This is a genomic window from Sporomusa aerivorans (genome assembly GCF_041428895.1).
Taxonomy (GTDB): Bacteria; Bacillota; Negativicutes; order Sporomusales; family Sporomusaceae; genus Sporomusa; species Sporomusa aerivorans.
Genome location: NZ_CP156926.1, coordinates 2565779 through 2586626, shown reverse-complemented (window position 1 = coordinate 2586626; position 20848 = coordinate 2565779). Strand labels below are relative to the sequence as shown.

Below are 20848 nucleotides of genomic sequence, written 5' to 3'. Positions count from 1 at the left end.
CTAAAAGGACCGGATTAGTGTCTAATTTCCAACCACGCTTACCCTTGGTTTGCGGAATGAGTTACCTTCGCCTGCATCTGGGCAGCGCCCCAGCGGGACAATTGCTCAAGGGCCGGCAGCAAGCTTTTGCCTGCTGCGGTTAAAGAGTACTCTACACGCGGCGGCACCTCCATGTACTGAACCCGGATGATCAGGCCGTTCCCCTCAAGATCCTTAAGCGATTCCGTCAACATCATATTGGTTATGCCGCCGATCTTCTTTTTTATTTCATTATACCTAAGCACAGTATTCTGACTAAGCACACACAGAATAGGCAACTGCCATTTGCCGCTAATAAGATTCAACGCATACGTGATGGGACAGTTATTAAATTCTTCTATAAAGCTTTGCTCTCTCTCCATAACTAATTCTCCAATACTCATAAAAAACTGACTAAGACAGAAAAAACTGCATACTTGCTTCTTTATGTCCTTATTGTATAATCTTACCATAAACAAAAATAAAGTAAAAGGAGTGCTGCTTAATGGACGAAGTGCTAACTTTTTTGAAAGACAACCCGGTGTTTTACCTGGCGACGGTGGAAGGGGATATCCCCAAAGTACGGCCCTTCGGCTTTGTTATGAACTTTGAAGGCAAATTGTACTTTGGCACCAGCAATCAGAAGCCTGTCTTCCGGCAACTCAAAGCCAATCCCAATTTTGAGATATCCACGACTTCGAAAACGAATGAATGGATACGGTTAAAGGGCAAGGCCGTGTTCAACTCCACCCGGCAAACCAAACAAGCGGCCCTTGATACCATGCCGATGCTGAAAAACATGTACAGTGTGGACGATTCTATCTTCGAATTGTTCTATATCGAAGACGGGGAAGCAACTTTCAATGATATGAAGGGTACCTCCCGCACAGTCAAACTGTAAAGATTCCGATTAAAATTCCGTCAGACACCCCTGCCATTCAGGCAGGGGTTTTGTTTGCCATTTTTTATAAATTGAGATACTATATGGATTAATAGCAATTTTGTCACCCAAAATTACTTTTGAACCCGAAATGGTCGTCTTTATGCGGCTTGTTTTTATAATTTACTTGTAAAGGAGACATGCCCTATGTCATTAGAAAAAGTTAAATCATATTTCGCCGCTCTGGGCAGAGAACAGGATGTACAGGAATTTAACGTTTCCAGCGCCACGGTGGAACTGGCGGCTCAAGCGCTGAGTGTAGAGCCGGCCCGTATCGCTAAGACGCTTTCCTTTCAGAGTAATACTGACGGTAGCTGCATCCTGGTAGTAGCAGCCGGTGACGCCAAAGTGGATAACGGTAAATTCAAACGGCACTTTGGCTTGAAGCCCAAGATGCTCACCCCGGATGAGGTCACTCAGTTAACCGGCCACGCCATCGGCGGCGTGTGCCCTTTTGCCAACCCGGGCGGAGTTACAACCTGCCTGGATATTTCACTTAAGCGTTTTGTTACTGTCTTCCCCGCCTGCGGCAGCAGCAATTCCGCTATTGAGCTCAATTGTAACGAGCTTTATCAATATGCCCGCGCTAACGAGTGGATCGATGTATGTAAAAGCTGGCAGCCGGAAGAATAATGTACAAATAAACCATAACTAAAAGGAGCATGAACCAGCCTGGTACATGCTCCTTTTAACGCCTATTTTTATTAATATAAACCCGGCAATGCCGCCGTGCAAAAATATTGTATGAGTAAAGCCAAATTTATCATTGACATTTGCAAATAAAGGGAATATTATATGCTTGTAACTACAGTACCGATATAGTATTAGTTGGTACTCAGTTTAATGAGGTGATATTTTTGCGTAACCGGATTATCATGGCCGCTGTCGAAGAAGTCAACCTGCGCGGCTTTAAATTTACCATGAGTGACCTTACCAAACGGCTTAGCATCAGCAAATCATCGCTGTATGAACATTTTTCTTCCAAAGATGAACTTATTGCCACGGTTCTGGATATGGTTCTCGACGATTTCCGGCAGCAGGAAGAAAAAATCTATAATTCCGCTTTGCCGGTTTTTGAAAAACTCAAAGCGGCTCTTACCGTCACGCCGCAAACGTTTGAACCGTTTCACAGCCGTATATATGATGACTTGCGCCTGACTTACCCAAAAGAATGGGAAAAAGTCATCCGCTTCCGGCAAGAACGAATGGACCGTGTGGTTAACCTGCTCCGTCAGGGAATGGCGGCAGGCACTATCCGGCCTGTAAACCTGAGTGTTGTGCAGCAAATGGTCGTTAGTACCATGAATGACCTAAGCGGTTACCGGTTTCTCGCCGACAATAACATGACCTATCCGGATGCCGTGGCCGCGATGTTAGACGTAATTGTCCACGGGTTAACAACTGAAAAAACATGAACATAGCATAGTTACTTTTATAACTTCTATTATTTAAAACGCGCATAACGCGCGTTTTAAAATAACCCGTCAGTACCAATGATACATTTTTAGTATTATATGGTACAAAAGTTTTCTGTTTTAACAGCTGCTATGTTCAAAAATCAAAAGGGCATTCCGTGTTTCCACTATTAATTTGCCGCTACAGGCTTACCGCGAACTAGCCACTGAACTTACCTGCTGTTTGATTATAAAGCAACTAATCTTCAGTTGGGGCTTTCCTCCATCTGAAGATTAGAGCCAAAGGGTAACTTAATAACAAGGAGAGATTTGCACATGATCACATTAAAACCTGCGAACACTTGCATGCGCCGGCTAACCTACGGAGCCTTACTGATTTTTTCTGCCGCACTGCTTGCCGGTTGCGGCGGCCAGCAGTCTGCCCCGGAAGCGTGGGGCCGTGTAGAGGCCAAAGAGGTCGATATTAATTCCAAAATACCGGGCCGGGTTATCAGCCTGCTGGTGAAAGAAGGCGACCAGGTAACCAAGGGCCAGGTGCTGGCCCGCATCGATAACCGGGAGATTGTCGCTCAAGCCAACCAGGCCAGGGCCAATATTAAAGCCGTGGAGGCGCAAACAGATCAGGCCGCTACCGTCACCAGCCTGCAGGACCAGACGGCAAAAGCTTCCGTCCACACCGCCCAGGCCCAATTAGAAAAAGCAAAATCTGACTTAGCCCTGGCCGAGAACGATTACAACCGGTTTAGCGAACTGGTGGCCTCCGGCGCCGTTTCCCAACAATTATTTGACAGCTATCGCACCAAATACCAGGTTGCCCAGGCTGCTTACAGCCAGGCGCAGGCCAGTGTAGTCGCCGCCCAGGCCGGACTTTTGCAAACCGATGTGAATACTGCCAATGAAGACGCCATGCGCAGCAAACTGGCGCAGGCGCAGGCTACCCTGCAGCAAGTGGAAGTTTCCCTGGATGAAACGGAAATACGCGCTCCCTTTGACGGCATTATTACAGCCAAGTATGTGGAAGAAGGAGCGATGGTTTCCCAGGGCATGCCGCTCTTGGCCCTGCAGGATCCTGTAGACAACTGGCTCAACCTCAAAGTCAGAGAAACCGATCTGTCCCGCTATACTCTTAAGCAGCCGGTAAAAATTCAAGGCCGGGACAGCAACCTGATTTTAGACGGAACCATCGTTGATATCAGTAAAAAAGCAGAGTTCGCCACCTACCGGGCCACCAACGAACGCGGCGATAACGACATCATTACCTTTAATGTTAAAATCCAGATCAACTCGGACAAAGTCCGTCCCGGTATGCGTTTTAAGCTGATAGATGGTGGTCAGTAAAATGAAACTTACAGAAATTACGCTGCTGGAACTCAAAGCGCTGTTTGGTCGTAAACGGCCCGCAGCGCTGCTGCTTTTTGGCATTCCAATACTTTACAGCCTGCTCTTTGGCTATGTTTATCGCAGCAATGTCATCAAAAATATTCCCACCGTCATCTACGACCAGGATCAGACGGCGACCAGCCGGGCGCTGACCCAGGCCTATATGGATTCAGAACGGTACCAGGTGGTAGACCAGGTAATGACCCAGGAAGCCATGGAGCAGTCCCTGCGGGAGAACCGGGCGCAGGTCGCCATCTCCATCCCGCCCCGGTTTGCGCAAAATATCAAACTGGGATTGGCTTCCGAAATTTTGATTGTGACCAACTCTGTCAACAACATGTATGCCAATACCGTAATCTCATCCAGTCAGGAAATCATCCAAACGTTTTCGGCGGCTACCGGGCAAAAGCTGTTGGAAGGTATTAACCAAATGCCGGCTTCGGCTTTGCGCTCAGTTGCTCCTGTTAAGCTAGGCGTCCGGATTATCAATAATCCTACTACGTCCTATACTAATTTTATGCTGGCCGGACTTATGGCGAACGGCGTGCAGATCGCCATTCTGCTAGTGGCCGGTCCCCTCCTTGTCAGAGAATACGGACGGCTTTCCCGCTGGCAGACAACTTCGTCAACAGCCCTCGTCACCGGCAAGCTGTTGGCCTGCTGGATAAGCGCGCTGGGCGCCTTTCTTGCATCTTTAGGTATTATCGCGGTATTTTTCGGCGTACCTGTCCGCGGCAATCCCGCCAGCCTTATTCTGTTAGGCAGCGCCTTCACCTTTCTGGTCGTTAACATCAGCCTCTTCTTTTCCGCCATTGCCAAGAATGAAGTCAGCGCGCTGCAGACACCGCTTCTGTATCTCATGCCCGGACTTTTGTTCAGTGGCCTCAGCTGGCCTCAATTTGCCATGAATGATTTCGCCCGTTTTTTCTCCGCGCTCATGCCGCTCACGTATCTGGCCGATACGCTGCGCGATCTCACGCTGGCAGGCTATTCGCCAGCCTTACTGAAAAATATAGCAATCATGTTTGCCGGCGGCCTTGGCTTCTACCTAAGCACCATTTTCGTTTTTGCCCAACGCCGGAACAAACTCGCTAATCCCCCCGCTAAGGAGGTCCTTGTATGAACTGGTGGCATATCGCTAAACGGGAATTCCGGGACATGTTCATAACCGACAAGCGGCGTGCCCTGTTTCTGTTTGGCGCCTCGCTGGCTTATCTCTTTTTGTTCGCTTTGCTGTATGGCGCACATACGATAAACGCCGTCCCTTTGGTTATCTACGACGAAGACCAAACACAGTTCAGCCGTTCGCTCCTGCAGGGCTTCGAGGATTCCGAGCGGTTCCAGATTATCGGTTATGTTACCTCTGAGGTCGATATGGAACAAATCCTGCGCGAGAAAGAAGCCGCAGCCGCCATCCACATTCCCAAAAAGTTCGCGCAGGACGCCAAATCCGGCCGCTCGGCCACTGTGCTTTTAATAGCCGATGGAGCTAATATTCTCATTACTAATACAGTAACTAACGCTTCGCAGGAAATCGTGGCAACGTTTGCCAAAGAAACCGCTGCCGGCCTGACGGAAATAAACAGCGGCCAACTGCCCTCCCTGGCGCTAAACAAAGTAAGCCCGGTCGATTTTAGGCTACGGGTGCTCAATAATCCAACCCAAAGCTATCTGACCTTTTTTGTGCTGGGCTTGGCTATGGCCGCTTTTCAACAGGGCGTTTTCCTGGCGGTCGGCGCAAGTATCCAAAGCGAGTATCAACGCCCGGACGAACTGAAAAATGCTTCCCCCCTCACCAGGATGACCGGCAAGCTGCTTCCCTATTGGCTTGCAGCCACAGTGGCCTTCCTGGTTACAATAAGTGTCGCTGTTCATTTTTTCGCCATTCCCGGCAAAGCATCAATAATTAGCCTGGTCTTGCTGGCATCAGCCTTTATCCTGGCGGCTACCGGTTTTAGCGCCTTCGTTGCCGCTGTCTGCAACAACGAATTGACCTTTACCGGAATATCGATCGCTTATACCGTTCCGGCCTTTGTACTTTCCGGTTACACCTGGCCGCAGGCAGCCATGGATACCGTTTTGTCCTACGCCTTCCCGCTGACTTACTTTGCCGATACCGTCCGGGAATTAATGCTGGCCGGTTATTCCCCCGCGCTTTACCTCAACTGCTTCGTTTTATTGTTCATGGGAATAGCCTTCACCGGTTTAGCCACAGTATGTTTCAGCAAGCGATTATAAAGAAAACACGGCTTGCGCCGAGCCTTGGCGAAAGTGGAAGCCGATGTTGCCCTTATCCAGGCGAAAGTTATACTTTCTATCAGGAAAATAAATTATGGCCGCCACCTTGCCGTAAGCAAAGGTGGCGGCTTTTTACCCTCAAAAACAGACCGGAGCAATTTAACGTCTGACGCTATACAGCTCAGAGTTTTGCTTTTAAAAAACTTTAAGACTTTTTTATAAAATTTTTATAAATGCTTTAAAGCCGGTTTAAATTCTCTTTTTATAATAACCTCATAACAACCAAGGAGGTTATTTCCATGAACAAAATTAAAGTGTTGTACGACGTAGTAAAAACTATGAAAGCCAAGGAAGTTCTGGCCGGAGTGCTTAAGGCCGAAGCAGAAAAAGATCAGACCACCATCTTTTCCATTCAAAATGAATTCGAAAAAACCATGTTAACAAAACAGACTAAAGTGAAAATGACTGCCGAATGGGATTGTGACAGCAGGCCGGCTCATCAGCATGAACGCCCTGAGGGTTTTACCACGCCTTTTTTTGCCGACAGGAAACATCATGAATTTTCCCGGATCAATCATCAGCAGTTTCTTCACAACGACCTCAAAGGCAAACTTTCCAAACTCGCTTTTGCCCTGAGTCTGTTGGATTCCTTACAGGTGGAAGAACATGCAGATAAGAGCATTACTCTCTCACTTGAAACCAACGATCTTCCCGATGATATCAAGCTGCTCTGGCAAGAAAGGCTCTCGCAGCGAGGCATGCACCACCATGGCCGTCATAGTTTTCTGAAGGAGTTTTGCTCCGCAGACGGACTTGGCGCCAAGCTGGTCGTATCCATCAACCAGCATTACGAAATCGAGAAAATCGTACTCACGGCTGCCGGTACCCAGACAGATACCCAGGCTATGCAACATGCGCTGACGGCCAACGCGGAACTCTCCTTTATCTCATAGCAAACACATGAATCTCAAGCAATATTACGTAAATGCCGACCGTTGCACGCACTGCTGCCGTTGTCTGGCCGTCTGCCCACTGGGAGCAATCGAACAAACGGCAACCGGTGTAATGCAAATTCATAAGCGGAAATGCAAGCGCTGCGGCGCCTGCAAAAGATTTTGCAAGTACCAGGCCATAGCCTGCCGGGTGCGATTACAATTTTGATACAAACTTTCGTAGTATATATAACGCATTAAAGTTTTGCAGCCGGGTGGTGTGTTGGCAAAAAGCAAAAGTCAATCGCCAGCAGTGGAGTGTTGTCAATACACTGTCCACCTGCGTCTGCAAATTTATTTACTGCAGAATATATAGATCAGGGCGTGCAGAATCCTTTGCGCCCTGATTTGCTATACAATATAATAGACAATAGCGGATCTTACATACTTGAAAGGAGATACGGATGTTTAAGCCAGAAGACCGGCAGGATTCCTATAAACCAGCCAACCGGAGATTGCAGGCGAAAATTCGCCGGCTGCATGGTGATTATCACCGCGGCCAGTTCCTGCGACACTACCGGTATTTCCGTTATCTTCGCCCTTTAGGCCTGTTGTTTAATCTAACTATCCTCTACCTTTTGTTTCGTTTGACAGACAACAGGGATATCGTCCTTTTTTTCACCGGACTCATTGTGGTAAAGGAACTCCTCCATTTTTTCTTCCTGCTGCGGTTAGAAAAGAAACTCTTCCGGCCGATGATAAGCTTAAAGAAAGGACTGGATGAAGTCACTAACGGCAACTATAGTGTGAAAGTGGAAAATAATATTCCTAACGATCTTGCAGTAGTCATCGATTCTTTCAATGAAATGACCGAAAAATTATATGAAAATGAAAAACTCAAAGCCGAATATGAAGAAAATCGCAAAGCGCTGATTACCAACATCTCACATGACTTAAAGACGCCAATAACGGCTATCCAGGGTTATGTGGAAGCTTTATGCGACGATTCGGTAAGTTTAGCAGACACCAGAAACAAGTACCTGCAAACCATACACCACAATGTGATTTACGTAAATAACCTGATTGACGACCTTTTTTTATTTGCAAAATTGGATATGCAAAAACTGGATTTTCAGTACAGAGTGACGCCCATCCGGACGTTTATGGATGATTTGATGGAAGAATACAAATTTGATTTTACCGAGCGAAATATTGAATTTTGCTATAATACCCAAATACAGCCCGGCGTTCTGGTTAACCTCGACGGAAAGCGCTTTCACCAGGCCATTAATAATATTATAAATAACGCCATCCAGCATGGCCCGGCGGCAGGGTTGTCCATCCAGGTATCCCTTTACCGTCAGGATGAATTGGTCTGTATTGATATTCATGATAACGGGACTGGCATCCCGGAGGAAAAGCTTGCTTTCGTCTTTGACCGGTTTTACCGCATTCATACGGAGCGTCCGAAAGAAATGTCAGGAACCGGACTGGGACTGTCTATCGCCAAAGAATTGATAGAGGCGCATCAGGGCAGGATCACTGTTGCCAGCTCCATCAACACAGGAACCTGCTTTACTATCCGCTTGCCGGTCTGGCAGGACGAACAAGAGGAGAATTGCCATGGAACGAATTCTGATTATTGAAGACGATATGGATATTGCCGAACTGGAGCGCGATTATTTGCAACTGAACGGATTCAAAACGGAGATTATTCAGGATGGGCTGACAGGAATGAAAAAGGCGGCTTCGGGAGCCTATGACGCCGTGGTAGTTGACTTAATGCTGCCCAATAAGGACGGCTTTGAAATCATCAAAGAGATCAGAAAAAATCTGGAAATCCCGGTAATTGTCGTGTCTGCCAAAATGGAAGACATTGATAAAATCAGAGGACTTAATGTCGGGGCGGATGACTATTTAACCAAACCATTCAGTCCGGCCGAACTGGTGGCGCGAATAAAGGCCCATCTCAAAAGGTACCAGCGCCTTAAAGGTCTGACACCGGCGCAGGAAGTACTGCAGTATAAAGGCCTGGAAATCAATATAGCCTCTCACAAAGTTCAAGTAAACGGCAATGAGATTCCATTGACAACCAAGGAATATGAGTTGTTGTTTTTTCTGGCGGCAAACCCAAACATCGTATTTAGCAAGGAACATCTTTTTGATGCTATCTGGGGCGATGATTGCTTCGGCGATGTGGCCACCGTAGCCGTCCATATCCAAAAAATACGCAAAAAAATTGAAAAGAACCCTGCCAGTCCTGAATTTATTGAAACATTGTGGGGCACAGGCTATCGCTTTAATTCCCTGTAGTATATTAAAAAAAGCTGTGCCAGCTGTGACCCATTAGCGCCTGTAGGGAATTCTTTACAAAGTGTCACGAGCATGATACAATTGTTTCAAACAATCGTTTGTTTTAATTTTCTGGAAATATTTTCTGTCGCAAAGAAAAGAGGTTACCTTATGGAAAACGATACCCGGTCAAAATTGCTGGAAATAGCAACACCGTTGTTTGCTACTAAGGGATTTACGGCTGTATCCATTCGTGAACTGACCGATGCCGCCCAAATTAACGTATCGGCCATTTCTTATCATTTCAACGGCAAGGAGGGCCTTTACCAGGCCGTATTGGCGGAGCAGCTCGCACCAATTTTGCAAGCCCTGCAGGCAGCCAAAAGCAACGCCGCCCTTTCTCCTATTGAACGTCTCACCTTCTATGCCAACCAGATTGCCCGTATTCACGCCCAGCGGCCCTTTCTAGCCCGGTTCATGATTAGCGAAGTAACCAATCCTACAAACTATGGCGGTCCCATTATCGAGGCTCACCTGTCGCAGGTATATGAGTTCATGAAGGACACCCTGCAGGAAGGCATTACCCAAGGGAATTTCCGGGCCGACCTGAATCTCAACTATGCCGCGATTTCACTGGCGGGAATTTTGAACTTTTATTTTATTACCAAACCCCTTATCCAGAAGTTTATTCCTTTAAAACCAGAAGCCAATACCGAATATGTTGACCATGCCTTTCACGTTTATCTCCATGGCATTATGAATCATAGCCCATCCAAAAAATTATCGCAGCCGTAAATACAACCGGTTAACCTACGTGTATGTAAGAGAGGATGAATTACATGAAACTAAATCCGAAACTCATGAAAGTCATACTGGCCATTTTGATAGCAGCCGTTGGCGCCGGCGTTTATTATTATTCTCAGCGCGGCGATGTATCGACCGATAATGCCACCATCGACGGCCGCACAGTTGTTATCAGCCCCAAAGTGCAAGGTTATGTAAAAGCCTTACATATTAAAGATAACCAAACGGTAAAAGCCGGGGATGTATTACTGGAAATTGATCCGACCGATTATATCATTCGCCGTGACCGGGCTAAGGCCGCCCTGGCGGCGGCCACAGCCGCCGCCAACGCTTCCCAGAGCAACCTGGCAACCACCACGGTATCCGCCCCCTCCAGTCTTGCCGCCGCTGAAGCACAAGTGGCTTCCTCCCGGGCGATCTGGGAAAAGTCCCTGGCCGACAGGCAACGAATGGAGAGTCTATACAGCGCCGGCGCCTGCTCCCTTCAGCAGTTGGATCAGGCCATAGCAACCGAAAAATCGGAACGTTCAACTTTAGACAAACTGCAGGCTGAACTCCGGTCCGCCAATACGGCTCCCAGTGTCATCGCCGCGGCCAAAGGCACGAGCGAGCAGCTTAATGCGCAAGTCCAGCAGGCCGAAGTAGATCTCGCCCAGGCGGAAAACGATCTCGCCAATACCAGAATCATTGCCCCTATTGACGGCCGCATTACCAAACGCAGTGTGGAAACAGGCAGTTATGTCCAGGCAGGCCAGCAGCTGACCTCGCTGGTCGGAACGGAATTATGGGTTGTCGCCAACTTCAAGGAGACCCAACTGGAACATATGCGTCCCGGCCAGCCTGTCGATATCCGCATAGATGCCTTTCCCAGCGTGAAGCTGCAGGGTAAGGTGGAGAGCCTGCAATCAGGCACCGGATCGCACTTCACGCTCTTCCCCCCCGAGAATGCTACCGGCAATTTTGTAAAGATTGTCCAGCGTGTCCCGGTAAAAATAGTATTTGACAGCGCACCGGACGAAACGCTTCACCTGGGACCGGGCATGTCGGTCATACCGACGGTTCATACAGACAACAAAGGGTTAGCCCTATGAGCGACGCTGCTCCCACTGTTGCAAACCCGCTCCTGGTGTCCACCGTTGTCAGCCTTGCCGCTTTTATGGAAGTGCTGGATACGACGATCGCCAACGTCGCCCTGTCCCACATTGCCGGCTCACTCGGGGCAAGTTCGGAGGAAAGCACGTGGGTTATCACCTCCTATCTCGTAGCCAACGGCATTGTTCTACCGCTGTCCGGCTGGCTGTCCGCGCTGATGGGCCGCAAGAGATTCTTTATTTTTTGTATCTTGGGTTTTACCCTCACTTCCTTTATCTGCGGTATCTCAAATTCGCTGGGCATGCTGATTGTAGCCCGGTTATTGCAAGGCCTGGCAGGCGGCGGCCTCCAGCCAATGCAGCAGGCCATTATCAAGGATAGCTTCCCTCCGGAAAAACTGGGTATGGCCTTTGCCATCACCGGTATAACGACAGTATTAGCTCCGATACTGGGGCCGCTTTTGGGCGGTTATATCACCGACAGTTACAGCTGGCGCTGGATTTTTTTCATTAATGTCCCGGTAGGACTGCTGGCAGCCTTTCTGGTCAAACTGATGGTCCAGGACCCGCCCAGCGCCCAAAAGCAAAATATCGGCTCTGTCGACTACATCGGGCTTGGCTTGGTCGCTATAGGGCTTGGCGCGCTGCAAATCGTCCTGGACAAAGGCCAGCAGGAAGACTGGTTTGACAGTTCTTTTATCGTGTTCTTTGCCGCTATCGCCGCCATTGGCCTTATCCTGGCAGTCTTTTGGCTGCTTGAGCAAAAGAATCCGATAGTCAAACTGCGCCTTTTTGCTATTCCCAGCTTCGGGATGCCCTGCATTATGATTTTTTTTGTCGGCTTTGCCCTGTATTCCAGCGCTACCATCTTACCAATGCTAGTCCAGGCCAATTTCGGCTATGACGCCACCCTCTCCGGCCTGGTGCTCTCGCCCGGCGGGATTGTCACCCTCTTCATGATGCCGGTCGCCGGCAGACTGGTAACTGTAATTCAGTCCAAGTATCTAATCTCTTTCGGCATGCTGGTAACAGCCCTCGGTATGTGGGCAGCCGGGCTTGTAACGCCGGAAACTGATTACTATACCTTTGTGCTGGTACGCATTTTGCAGGTTATTGGCCTCCCCTTCCTCTTCGTGCCGGCAAGTACCCTGGCCTTCTCCAAGATTTCACCGGAAAACAGTAATGATGCCTCAGCCATTGTTTCTCTAATGCGCAATTTGGGAGGCAGTATCGGTATTGCCTTGGTAACTAATCAACTCATCCACAGCCAGCAAGCAGAACAAGCCAATCTGGTACAGCATTTGACTGCGGCCGATCCTGGCTACAGCAGCACGCTGGCGGCTTACACACAGATCTTTATAAATATGGGCGTACCGGCATCCCAGGCAGCCACAGACGCTATGGGAAAAATATATCAGGAGCTCCTCCATCAGGCCAGTATCCTGGCCTACCGGGACGCATACAACTTTGTCGCCCTTGTCTGTGTCGTTTTGGGCATTATAGCTCTCTTTATGCCTGGTAATCCTCTGAAAAAAAAGAACGCGCCGGCGGCGGCGCATTAAATAGTTGAATAAGACTCATTTGGATCTAACAGTCGAGTACAAAACAGCACCTAAAATAATACAGCCGCCTGCCAGTTCTCTTAAGGACGGTATTTCGTGCAGTAAAACCGCAGCAGAAATAATCCCGTATACAGGCTCGGCAGAGGAAATTATCCCGGCAGTCTGCGTCCTGATATTTTTTAGCCCGTTGATGAATAAAGAATGGGCAACCCCTGTGAAGACAATGCCCAATATAACTAAGAGCGCAATATCGGCTGGCTGTACCAGCGGTTTATACCAAAACAGAAATGGCAGCAATAAAACTGCCGCTATGAATTGCTCATAAAATGCAATAACCGTACCGGAATATTTGCCGGCATATTTTCTGTTCATCATCGACAGCAGCGCATAGGAGAAACCTGATATTCCCCCCCACAGTGCGCCCTGGGTCAGCTGATTGCCCATTTCAAATTCAGGGACTACCAGCACCACACCCAAGAAGGTAATCAGGGCGACAGCAATATCGGCTGTCACAATTTTTTCCTTGAAGAAAAAGGGTTCCAGAAAGGTTACAAACACCGGGAAGGTAGAGAAGGTTAACAAACCGATAGCCACAGTGGATATTTGGATGGATAGGAAAAAAGTACTCCAGTGAATTGCCAGCAAAAAACCGATAACCGCCATATAACCATAGTCTGCAGGCCGTTCTAACCGAATTTCCTTTTTACGATACCGCAGCAGGAGATACAAAAAAATACTGGCAAAGACAACTCTGCCAAACACTATCATCATGGGCGGCAAGACTATGAGTTTGCCAAATAACCCGGATAAGCCGAACAATAAAACTGAGATATGGATTTCTAACAAACTTTTATGCTTGGCGTTCATAGTTACGTTATCTCCTTAGTTTAACAAATTACAGACATGCGTTAAATAAAATATTCCCTACTTTCCGCAGGCAACTGACAAATTCCTTTTTTTGCGTAAAAAAGACCAGGCTTGTGCCGTCGTCCTTATGTCCATAGAATTTAATCATAAATTCCGGTAGACCAAAGAAACACGGCTTACGCCGAACCTGGACGAAACTGCCCTATCTGATTTGGGCCAAGTCCGCTTTGCCAAGGGCATCATTCAGCCATTGGGGGTGCATTGGCAAAAGTTTTGTTGGCAATGCGTCAATATCAAAAAAAGCTACCCTGCTGACCTCGCTGTTGTCTGCCCGCAGCCGGCCTCCGCTTATGCTGCAGAGGAAACACAAAGTAATAAAATGAGTGCGTTTACCTGACGGGTAGCTAAAAACCTGCGTGGCAGGTTCTGAATAGACTCCTACCAATTTTTCAACGGCTGCACACAATCCGGTTTCCTCATGTATTTCCCTGACAATGGCCTGAGTAACCGTTTCAGCCATTTCCACGTGACCTGACGGCAAACCCCAGAGCCCGTTATCAACACGTTTAACTAAAAGAACTTTGCCATGCTCGTTAAAAATCACCGCGGTGACTCCCGGCTCGATCGTATCCGGCCAGGGAAAACCCGGATAGCGCCACTCCCTGTATTCACTGTGGAATTGAAACAAGTCCACGAGATTATTAAGCCTGGCGTTGGGGATTCGATAATCGGCCGGCACCGGATAACTATGCGGTTCCCGCTCTACCAGGACAGCGTCAAGACCGTTTCGGTGCGCTCCCGCAATATCGATGGCCGGGCTGTCGCCAATCATCACCATCCGTGTATGGTTGCCCGCCTTGTGCAACGCCAGTTGAAACATGGTTGAATACGGTTTGCCGATAATAACGGGACGCTGGCCGCTGGCCGCCTGTATAACTTGCACAATAGAACCCGTAGCCAGGCACCGCCCTTTATTGCCGGGAAATGAGATATCGGAATTGGTGGCAATAAACTGAGCACCGTTTTCAATTTGTCTGACGGCCTGCTGAATTTCGCCCAAGGCAGTATGTTCGCAGTAGCCAACAACAACGGCCTGGCACTCCCCCTGCTTCACTACCTGAATACCCTTGCCGGCGATTTCCGCCTGCAAACTCCTGGTGCCAATCACCTGCACTTGCCTAATGTCATGCTGGCTGAGATAACAGGCGGTAGCCCAACCGGCTGTTATGAATTCTTCCCTGTGAGCGCTTACGCCCAGCCGCAATAATTTCTCACAAAATTCCTGACGCAAGTACCGCGGATCATTAGTGAGAAAGTAGATTTGTTTGCCCATTTTTCTTAACTCCGCAATGGCTTCTTTGCTGCCGGGCAGCAGCTCATCGCCGATATACATAACCCCATCCAGGTCAATTAAAAACACATCGTATTTTTCAGCAAGCACATAATCACTCCTTAAATAAAATAAAGAAAACACGGCTTGCGACGAGTCTTTGGCGAAAGCGGAAGCCGATGTTGCCCTTATCCAGGCGAAAGTTATACTTTCTATCAGGATAAAAAAGCCCGAGGAGATATCCCGGCGCACACGAAGTACGCCAAGCTATCCCCCTCGGGCTTTTTATGCCAATAGGTGCCCCTGCTCTTGGAGAGCAGGGCTGTAGCGCTCGGTCGCCGGCCCTGCACATGCAGGCGGAACCCTAGCTACCTATTCCCAGCTTATTGCTATAATTATATCATGCTTCATAACAACATTGATACAAAAGCTTTACTCCTTGCTCAATTTTATCCGGACTCATACCGCCAAAGCCAAGCATAATCCGTGAATTCCGCCCCGCATCCACCAGGCACGTGTCGGCGAACGGAAAGACTCTGATATCCTTTGCTTGCGCCCGTAAAATCAGTTCCTTTTCCTCAATATCATGCGCAGACAACTCCAGCACCACATGAAGTCCGGCCCCTTGACCAATGATGCTGGCCCTGGAACCAAAATGACGCTCAATAGCGCCAAGCAGCAAATCATGCTTTTTCTTGTAAATCGTCCGCAGTTTGCGCAGATGCCGTTCCCAGTAGCCGTCTTTTATAAATCTCGCGAGAATTTTTTGCTCTAATAATGAAACTGTCCCGGGAAAACCGCCAAACAACCCGTGATACCGCGCTAGTAATGGGTATGGCAGCACCAGGTAGCTTATGCGCAACGCCGGCGAAAGCACTTTGGAAAAAGTGCCTGCGTATATTATGTCTGCCGCCGGGTGCAATCCCTGCAAGGCCGGGATTGGTTTACCGTGATACCTGAGTTCGCTGTCATAATCATCTTCAATGATTACCCCGTTAACAGTTTCAGCCCATTGAATGAGTCTGAGCCTACTTTCCACCGGCATGACATAGCCTAACGGAAACTGGTGGGATGGAGTAACATACACGACCGTACTTGAAGTGGTCTGTAAATACTCCACGTCAAGTCCATTCACATTTACCGGAACAGGAGTTATGCTAAACGAATGATTTTGAAAAACCGATCGGGGAATCCAGTAGCCAGGCTCTTCAACCGCCAGCTGGGAGTGCTCTGCCCGCAGTATTTGCGCAACAATGGCCAGGCTGTCATGCAGACCACTGCATATAACAATTTGGTCCTGTTCGCAAATGACACCGCGCGACCGCTCCAGATAGCGCTGGATCTCACCACGCAGTTCCCGTTCTCCCTGCTGCTCGCTATAGCGGGTAAGCGCGCCGGCATTGTCCCGCAAACAATCAGCAAACAGTTTACGCCAAATGGCTGTAGGAAAACTATCCGGCAACAGGCTGGCCGGGTGAAAATCAAAGGTATACTGTTTTTCCTCCGCAAACATATGCCGTAAGGAGTTAACCCGCGTTTGAGAGGAACGAATGATAAATTCCTGATCCAATGCGGCTATAAAATAACCGCTGCGGGCTTTGCTGTAGATAAAGCCTTCTGTGCATAACTGCTCATAAGCATACTCCACCGTGTTGCGGCTTATAGCTAACTCACCAGCCAGATCCCTAACCGACGGCAGTCTGCTGTGCGGTGGCAGTTTCCCTGTCACAATCTGATCTTTAATCTGATTATAGAGTTTAACATTAAGCGGCTGGCGCTTATTGCTGTCCAAAATAAACACAATTTCACCTAACTATATTTTTTATCGCCATTATATAAAGAGCACGAGCCTGCGTCAAGATTTACGCATAAATTGACCCCTGTTTTTTTTCAAAAACTGTCCCTGTATACGGGGTCAAATTTGCTTTATACTATGATCTATAGGACAAAACGGCTCAGCATGCCGTAGTTCTCATTACCAGCAGAAAGGATGATATGATGCTCAACGAAAAACTACTCGCCATACTCTCTCACCCCAACGACGGAGCGATCTCTATGGTAACTACCGGTGACAGCGGCGCTCATTTAGTGAATACCTGGAATAACTATATAGAAGTTACCGCTGATGACAAACTCCTGATTCCTGCGTCCGGCTATAACAAAACCGAAAAAAATCTAACCAAGCACAATGCGATTACACTTTCCATCGCCAGCCGGGAAATCGAAGGTTATCGGGGAAAAGGAACTGGCTTTATTGTCGAAGGCACCACACGGTTTATAAAGTCGGGCCCTGACTTTGACCGTGTGAAAGAAAGATTCAGCTGGATACGGGCAGTCCTGGAAGTAACAGTGACCTCTGCCAAACAAATGCTGTAAACTAATTTGCGAAGGGATAGCCTCAAGGTTGTGGCTATCCCTTCATTCTTGCAACTACTAAGCAACTGGCTAACTCAGGATTCATAACAAACAGATGCGCTTGCTGCCAGTGCGCCTAAAATATATTGACCTACTTCGACATGGACCGGATGCACCAGATACGCCTCAAAATCCGCCAGCGAGTCATATTGGGCAATCATTATGATATCAAAGGCGGCTACCCCCTGGCGTATATTCACTTTCACCTCAAGACCACGCAGAAACTCAATTTTTCCGCGCATACTTAAAAGCGCCGACCTCACCTGTTCAACATTTTCACTGCTTCTGTCCTTTAACTTGAGAAGTAGATTGTTTGTAATCATTTCTTCACTCCTTTATAGGTAACAGCAAAACCTAGGCATTATCGCCGGTAAAGCCAATCGCTAACCGGCTAATTTTGCCGTCTTGGATAACGAAATGAAAGTCAAGTGAAACCGGACTGCCCTCAAAATCACCGGCCACCTGCGCGGTAAGAACAGTTTCGTTATTAAACTTAGCCAAACTCAGAACGGTAAGCGTATCCTGATATTTAGCATTGCTGGTTTCGATCCATTCTTTGATGGCAGCGGGACCAACCATTTCCCGTCCTTCGTCATGGACAACGGCATCTGCTGCGAAACAAGCGGCAAAAGCATTGCTGTCATAAGCATTTTTGGCCTCCACAAATGCGGCAATCAGCGGCGGTAATTCATCAGTCATACTATCTTCCCCTTTATAATTGTTTATGCAGTGTAGATTATTTGCTGTTGTTACCGTACTGATCAGCTACTGCCAGGTAACCTGCAAAGAATCTCTGTCGACCAGCCGCTTGTAGGTAAATTGCGGATAACCGACCATCATGCCACTGGTAATCTGCATATTTTGCGGTAAATTCAGCAACTTTAACAGCGGCTCGTAACCGGCAGCGGCGCAATACTCAAACAGGCCTGCCCAGCATGTTCCCAATCCCATTGACGTTGCAAGCAACTGCGCATAGGCAAACGCAATATAGGTATTATCCCGGCCAACGGCGAAAGCGTTTTTGTCGCTTAGTGCCACTATCAGGCAGGGGGCCGACCTTAAGACAACATCTTCCCCTGTCTGGCGATAGATTTCCACCATCATAGTCAGATGAGGGGCATATTTGGCGGTCGCCAGCATAGGGTTGCCGCCTAATTCCGCTTCTGTCCAGTCAATGACGGCGGCCGCAATCTGCTTTAAGGTATCAGGCTGATCCACGACATGGTAGACGATCCCTTGCGAATTACAGGCAGTAGGCGCCATCCGGGCGATATCCAGCAGCTTTATTAGCTTCTCCCGTTGGACGTTTTTTTGCTCGTAATTACGGATCGAGCGGCGCGCCCGCAAAAACCGTGCTGCTGCCGTCTCGTCAATAGCAGGCATTGCCGGCGAAGCCTGCTGCCGGGCCAGTGGTGTATTCTCATTGTCCAAAGCCCCTGTTGGACATACAGCCACACATTGTCCACAGCTTACACAGAGATCCCGGATAATCCGGGGGCCGTTATCCCCCATACCCAGGACACCCGGGCACACAGTGGCGCAAACACCACAGCGCGTACATTTTTCTTGATCAACTTGAATAAAGTTCTGATTCATTTGACTTATCACCTCGTTTTTTCTTCATTGTACACAAGGTAATAAGACAATAGTATGTCATATTTGAATTAAATTTCGTAAATATTTAAAGCTTGCTGTAAGCGACTTGCTATAAGCTGGCGGACATGTTCCGGCTCCTGTACCTCAACAAAACTGCCAAGCGAAAGAATATAGCCATACAACCACTCGCCCTCCGGCAGTACCGCATCTAAAGTAAAACTGCCGTCGGCATTATGGCTGATAAGCGAGTCGGCAAAATAATCATAAAGCCGGTTTAAGACCTTGGCCTGAAAACGAAGCTTCAACGAAACCAGCGGCTGTTTTTCAGCCTTGCTTTCTGCCGGTTCCGGCTGTGGCGATACTTGGGGCGTAAATGTTTCTGTCAGGGTCTTTAAATTCTTCATCCGTGAAATCCGGAAGGTTCTTTGCGCCTGGCGCTGCCGGCAGTGAGCTACCAAATACCAGGCATTGTCTTTAAAAAGCAGTTTCGCCGGTTCTGCCAAGCGGTTGCTTTTGTGGCCTTCGCCGTCAACGTAATCAAAGCATAGAACCTGCCGCTGCAGCATAGCCCGTTTTATGTCGTTAAATTTGTTTTTGTCATTCGGTGCACTGCCCCACGGCGAAAAGTCGACTTCCACCCAGTCATGGTCAGGTGCATGCTTGAATATGGCCCCCATTTTTTCCAATATCATATCCAATTCAGGATATTGCGTGGCCTGCAGCGTTTTAATGGCCAACAGCAGGTTCTCGCTTTCCTGCTCGGAGATCAGCGTCCTCTCAATTGCATAGCTTTCCAGGAGGTGTATGCCCCCGCCATTGCCTTTGTTCGTATACACCGGCACGCCGGTGGAGGAAAGCACATCAATATCCCGGTAAATTGTTCTGGTAGAAACGCCAAAACGGTCGGCCAGTTCTTTGGCTGTAACCGATCCCTTGTTAAGTAATATGATTGTTATTTCAAACAGCCTGTTCATTTTCATTTTTTATCACCGCTATTATTATACCGCAAATAAGACATATTTTGTCCTATTTGCGGTATAAAGTCTTGCGTATCTCTTATCTGACAAAAGAGTTGCCATCAATTGGTAAGGCACTATATAATATACTCAATTTAAATGATTCGTAACAAACCCTAATTCCGCTAGCGGGGTGATGCTAATGCAGCAGATCAATGCTACTTTTGCTGAAAAAATGCATTTTATTGCTATTGAGCATAGCCATGTTCATTCGTTTGGACATTTAATCCTGCCTTTGCAAGGGACACTAAACCTGAAATCAGGGCCGCGCTCGCTAATTGTTGACTATCAGCATGTCCTGTTCCTGCCGCCGGAATGTGATCACAGCTATTATTCCAATGACCGGAATGAGTTTTTAGTATTTTATATTCCTTACAACCTGCTTTCACATCATAGTGATAGTGATGTACAATACCTGGATTTTGATGACCGCTGGCGGGCATTGCGGTTCCTTATGCTTAGTGAGTGCCAGGAGAGCATCACGAATACTGCCGCACTTAATCAACTGCTGCATTATTCTTTTCAACTAATCCGGCAAAACCAGAAGCCTGTGTCTATTCGCTATCTGCAAGACAACTACCATACTAATATTTCTCTACAGACATTGGCCGCCCTGGAACATTATCACGTTAACTATTATAGTCAATGGTTTCAAAAGAAGATGGGGGTTAGCGTACAAACCTATCTGCAAAAACTACGACTGCAGGAAGCCAAACGCTTACTCCGGGAAACAACCTATAGTATGCTGACAATTGCCCAACAGATCGGTTATGAGCATCAGTCTTCCTTAAACAGACTGTTCAAGCAGTATGAAGGTGTGTCCCCGCTCATCTATCGCCAGGATTCTAAGAACAGGAAAAATTCATCATAAATACGGATAAAACCGCCTCCTTTACCAGGGCTATAATGAAGTAAGGCTAACAACCTTACTTTTTTTGTTTCCCAATTAAAT

General features: G+C 47.9%; 23 protein-coding genes. 15 read left to right on the top strand and 8 right to left on the bottom strand.

The window, feature by feature from the left end; genetic code table 11:
- Positions 1 to 38 precede the first annotated feature (38 nt).
- Entirely contained in the window at positions 39 to 401 is a 363-nt protein-coding gene (locus tag SATMO3_RS12115) for a winged helix-turn-helix transcriptional regulator (RefSeq protein WP_371381045.1), read from the bottom strand.
- Between the two features lie 122 nt (positions 402 to 523).
- On the opposite strand from SATMO3_RS12115, the gene SATMO3_RS12110 reads away from it, so the two are divergent.
- From SATMO3_RS12110 to SATMO3_RS12050, 13 genes are all read left to right on the top strand, one after another.
- The gene (locus SATMO3_RS12110; RefSeq protein WP_371381044.1) at positions 524 to 919 is read left to right on the top strand and encodes a pyridoxamine 5'-phosphate oxidase family protein; all 396 of its coding nucleotides are present in this window, start codon (positions 524 to 526) and stop codon (positions 917 to 919) included.
- A 186-nt stretch (positions 920 to 1105) separates the two neighbouring features.
- Positions 1106 to 1591, top strand: a complete 486-nt coding sequence (locus SATMO3_RS12105; RefSeq protein ID WP_371381043.1) for a YbaK/EbsC family protein — start codon at positions 1106 to 1108, stop codon at positions 1589 to 1591.
- A gap of 224 nt (positions 1592 to 1815) precedes the next feature.
- A complete protein-coding gene (locus SATMO3_RS12100; protein WP_371381042.1) occupies positions 1816 to 2373 on the top strand; it encodes a TetR/AcrR family transcriptional regulator in 558 nt (185 codons plus the stop codon).
- A 315-nt stretch (positions 2374 to 2688) separates the two neighbouring features.
- The gene (locus tag SATMO3_RS12095) at positions 2689 to 3711 is read left to right on the top strand and encodes an HlyD family secretion protein (protein ID WP_371381041.1); all 1023 of its coding nucleotides are present in this window, start codon (positions 2689 to 2691) and stop codon (positions 3709 to 3711) included.
- A gap of 1 nt (position 3712) precedes the next feature.
- The gene (locus SATMO3_RS12090; protein WP_371381040.1) at positions 3713 to 4876 is read left to right on the top strand and encodes an ABC transporter permease; all 1164 of its coding nucleotides are present in this window, start codon (positions 3713 to 3715) and stop codon (positions 4874 to 4876) included.
- Entirely contained in the window at positions 4873 to 5991 is a 1119-nt protein-coding gene (locus tag SATMO3_RS12085) for an ABC transporter permease (RefSeq protein ID WP_371381039.1), read from the top strand. The genes SATMO3_RS12090 and SATMO3_RS12085 overlap by 4 nt, the downstream gene beginning before the upstream one ends.
- A 299-nt stretch (positions 5992 to 6290) precedes the next feature.
- On the top strand, positions 6291 to 6944 hold the full coding sequence (locus SATMO3_RS12080; protein WP_371381038.1) for a hypothetical protein: 654 nt from the start codon (positions 6291 to 6293) through the stop codon (positions 6942 to 6944).
- A 7-nt stretch (positions 6945 to 6951) separates the two neighbouring features.
- Positions 6952 to 7152, top strand: coding sequence for a 4Fe-4S binding protein (locus SATMO3_RS12075; RefSeq protein WP_371381037.1), 201 nt, complete (start codon positions 6952 to 6954; stop codon positions 7150 to 7152).
- Positions 7153 to 7387: 235 nt separating this feature from the next.
- A complete protein-coding gene (locus SATMO3_RS12070) occupies positions 7388 to 8569 on the top strand; it encodes a sensor histidine kinase (RefSeq protein ID WP_371381036.1) in 1182 nt (393 codons plus the stop codon).
- A complete protein-coding gene (locus tag SATMO3_RS12065; protein ID WP_371381035.1) occupies positions 8547 to 9236 on the top strand; it encodes a response regulator transcription factor in 690 nt (229 codons plus the stop codon). Before SATMO3_RS12070 ends, SATMO3_RS12065 begins: the two co-directional genes overlap by 23 nt.
- A 150-nt stretch (positions 9237 to 9386) precedes the next feature.
- Positions 9387 to 10010 carry a TetR/AcrR family transcriptional regulator gene (locus SATMO3_RS12060; RefSeq protein ID WP_371381034.1) on the top strand — a complete coding sequence of 208 codons (624 nt, stop codon included), beginning with the start codon at positions 9387 to 9389 and terminating at the stop codon, positions 10008 to 10010.
- Positions 10011 to 10054: 44 nt separating this feature from the next.
- Positions 10055 to 11110, top strand: coding sequence for an HlyD family secretion protein (locus SATMO3_RS12055; protein ID WP_371381033.1), 1056 nt, complete (start codon positions 10055 to 10057; stop codon positions 11108 to 11110).
- Positions 11107 to 12672: a DHA2 family efflux MFS transporter permease subunit gene (locus tag SATMO3_RS12050; protein WP_371381032.1), complete on the top strand. Its 1566-nt coding sequence runs from the start codon at positions 11107 to 11109 to the stop codon at positions 12670 to 12672. The genes SATMO3_RS12055 and SATMO3_RS12050 overlap by 4 nt, the downstream gene beginning before the upstream one ends.
- Before the next feature lie 15 nt (positions 12673 to 12687).
- On the opposite strand, the gene SATMO3_RS12045 is transcribed toward SATMO3_RS12050, so the two are convergent.
- From SATMO3_RS12045 to SATMO3_RS12035, 3 genes are all read right to left on the bottom strand, one after another.
- On the bottom strand, positions 12688 to 13539 hold the full coding sequence (locus SATMO3_RS12045) for a DMT family transporter (protein WP_371381031.1): 852 nt from the start codon (positions 13537 to 13539) through the stop codon (positions 12688 to 12690).
- Positions 13540 to 13741: 202 nt separating this feature from the next.
- A complete protein-coding gene (locus tag SATMO3_RS12040; protein ID WP_371381030.1) occupies positions 13742 to 14980 on the bottom strand; it encodes an HAD-IIA family hydrolase in 1239 nt (412 codons plus the stop codon).
- Positions 14981 to 15269: 289 nt separating this feature from the next.
- Positions 15270 to 16670 (bottom strand): PLP-dependent aminotransferase family protein, encoded by a 1401-nt coding sequence (locus tag SATMO3_RS12035; RefSeq protein WP_371381029.1) that lies wholly within the window; start codon positions 16668 to 16670, stop codon positions 15270 to 15272.
- Between the two features lie 194 nt (positions 16671 to 16864).
- Here SATMO3_RS12035 and SATMO3_RS12030 point away from each other — a divergent pair, with 194 nt between their 5' ends.
- Complete coding sequence (locus SATMO3_RS12030) at positions 16865 to 17245, top strand: FMN-binding protein (protein ID WP_371381028.1); 381 nt, start codon at positions 16865 to 16867, stop codon at positions 17243 to 17245.
- A 74-nt stretch (positions 17246 to 17319) separates the two neighbouring features.
- Here the strand turns inward: SATMO3_RS12030 and SATMO3_RS12025 are convergent, their stop codons facing one another.
- The 4 genes from SATMO3_RS12025 to SATMO3_RS12010 form a co-directional block, all read right to left on the bottom strand.
- Positions 17320 to 17607 carry a Dabb family protein gene (locus tag SATMO3_RS12025; RefSeq protein ID WP_371381027.1) on the bottom strand — a complete coding sequence of 96 codons (288 nt, stop codon included), beginning with the start codon at positions 17605 to 17607 and terminating at the stop codon, positions 17320 to 17322.
- A 31-nt stretch (positions 17608 to 17638) separates the two neighbouring features.
- On the bottom strand, positions 17639 to 17983 hold the full coding sequence (locus tag SATMO3_RS12020) for a nuclear transport factor 2 family protein (protein WP_371381026.1): 345 nt from the start codon (positions 17981 to 17983) through the stop codon (positions 17639 to 17641).
- Between the two features lie 66 nt (positions 17984 to 18049).
- On the bottom strand, positions 18050 to 18880 hold the full coding sequence (locus SATMO3_RS12015; protein WP_371381025.1) for a nitroreductase family protein: 831 nt from the start codon (positions 18878 to 18880) through the stop codon (positions 18050 to 18052).
- A gap of 68 nt (positions 18881 to 18948) precedes the next feature.
- Positions 18949 to 19860: a helix-turn-helix transcriptional regulator gene (locus tag SATMO3_RS12010; RefSeq protein WP_371381024.1), complete on the bottom strand. Its 912-nt coding sequence runs from the start codon at positions 19858 to 19860 to the stop codon at positions 18949 to 18951.
- A gap of 178 nt (positions 19861 to 20038) precedes the next feature.
- On the opposite strand from SATMO3_RS12010, the gene SATMO3_RS12005 reads away from it, so the two are divergent.
- Positions 20039 to 20767, top strand: coding sequence for an AraC family transcriptional regulator (locus SATMO3_RS12005; RefSeq protein WP_371381023.1), 729 nt, complete (start codon positions 20039 to 20041; stop codon positions 20765 to 20767).
- Positions 20768 to 20848 lie beyond the last annotated feature (81 nt).

Excerpts from the sequence above, each read along its gene's own strand:
- SATMO3_RS12115 (WP_371381045.1), bottom strand. The coding sequence starts at position 401 with ATGGAGAGAGAGCAAAGCTTTATAGAAGAATTTAATAACTGTCCCATC.
- SATMO3_RS12110 (WP_371381044.1), top strand. The coding sequence starts at position 524 with ATGGACGAAGTGCTAACTTTTTTGAAAGACAACCCGGTGTTTTACCTG.
- SATMO3_RS12105 (WP_371381043.1), top strand. The coding sequence starts at position 1,106 with ATGTCATTAGAAAAAGTTAAATCATATTTCGCCGCTCTGGGCAGAGAA.
- SATMO3_RS12095 (WP_371381041.1), top strand. The coding sequence starts at position 2,689 with ATGATCACATTAAAACCTGCGAACACTTGCATGCGCCGGCTAACCTAC.
- SATMO3_RS12090 (WP_371381040.1), top strand. The coding sequence starts at position 3,713 with ATGAAACTTACAGAAATTACGCTGCTGGAACTCAAAGCGCTGTTTGGT.
- SATMO3_RS12085 (WP_371381039.1), top strand. The coding sequence starts at position 4,873 with ATGAACTGGTGGCATATCGCTAAACGGGAATTCCGGGACATGTTCATA.
- SATMO3_RS12080 (WP_371381038.1), top strand. The coding sequence starts at position 6,291 with ATGAACAAAATTAAAGTGTTGTACGACGTAGTAAAAACTATGAAAGCC.
- SATMO3_RS12075 (WP_371381037.1), top strand. The coding sequence starts at position 6,952 with ATGAATCTCAAGCAATATTACGTAAATGCCGACCGTTGCACGCACTGC.
- SATMO3_RS12070 (WP_371381036.1), top strand. The coding sequence starts at position 7,388 with ATGTTTAAGCCAGAAGACCGGCAGGATTCCTATAAACCAGCCAACCGG.
- SATMO3_RS12065 (WP_371381035.1), top strand. The coding sequence starts at position 8,547 with ATGGAACGAATTCTGATTATTGAAGACGATATGGATATTGCCGAACTG.
- SATMO3_RS12060 (WP_371381034.1), top strand. The coding sequence starts at position 9,387 with ATGGAAAACGATACCCGGTCAAAATTGCTGGAAATAGCAACACCGTTG.
- SATMO3_RS12055 (WP_371381033.1), top strand. The coding sequence starts at position 10,055 with ATGAAACTAAATCCGAAACTCATGAAAGTCATACTGGCCATTTTGATA.
- SATMO3_RS12050 (WP_371381032.1), top strand. The coding sequence starts at position 11,107 with ATGAGCGACGCTGCTCCCACTGTTGCAAACCCGCTCCTGGTGTCCACC.
- SATMO3_RS12045 (WP_371381031.1), bottom strand. The coding sequence starts at position 13,539 with ATGAACGCCAAGCATAAAAGTTTGTTAGAAATCCATATCTCAGTTTTA.
- SATMO3_RS12030 (WP_371381028.1), top strand. The coding sequence starts at position 16,865 with ATGATGCTCAACGAAAAACTACTCGCCATACTCTCTCACCCCAACGAC.
- SATMO3_RS12025 (WP_371381027.1), bottom strand. The coding sequence starts at position 17,607 with ATGATTACAAACAATCTACTTCTCAAGTTAAAGGACAGAAGCAGTGAA.
- SATMO3_RS12020 (WP_371381026.1), bottom strand. The coding sequence starts at position 17,983 with ATGACTGATGAATTACCGCCGCTGATTGCCGCATTTGTGGAGGCCAAA.
- SATMO3_RS12015 (WP_371381025.1), bottom strand. The coding sequence starts at position 18,880 with ATGAATCAGAACTTTATTCAAGTTGATCAAGAAAAATGTACGCGCTGT.
- SATMO3_RS12010 (WP_371381024.1), bottom strand. The coding sequence starts at position 19,860 with ATGAAAATGAACAGGCTGTTTGAAATAACAATCATATTACTTAACAAG.
- SATMO3_RS12005 (WP_371381023.1), top strand. The coding sequence starts at position 20,039 with ATGCAGCAGATCAATGCTACTTTTGCTGAAAAAATGCATTTTATTGCT.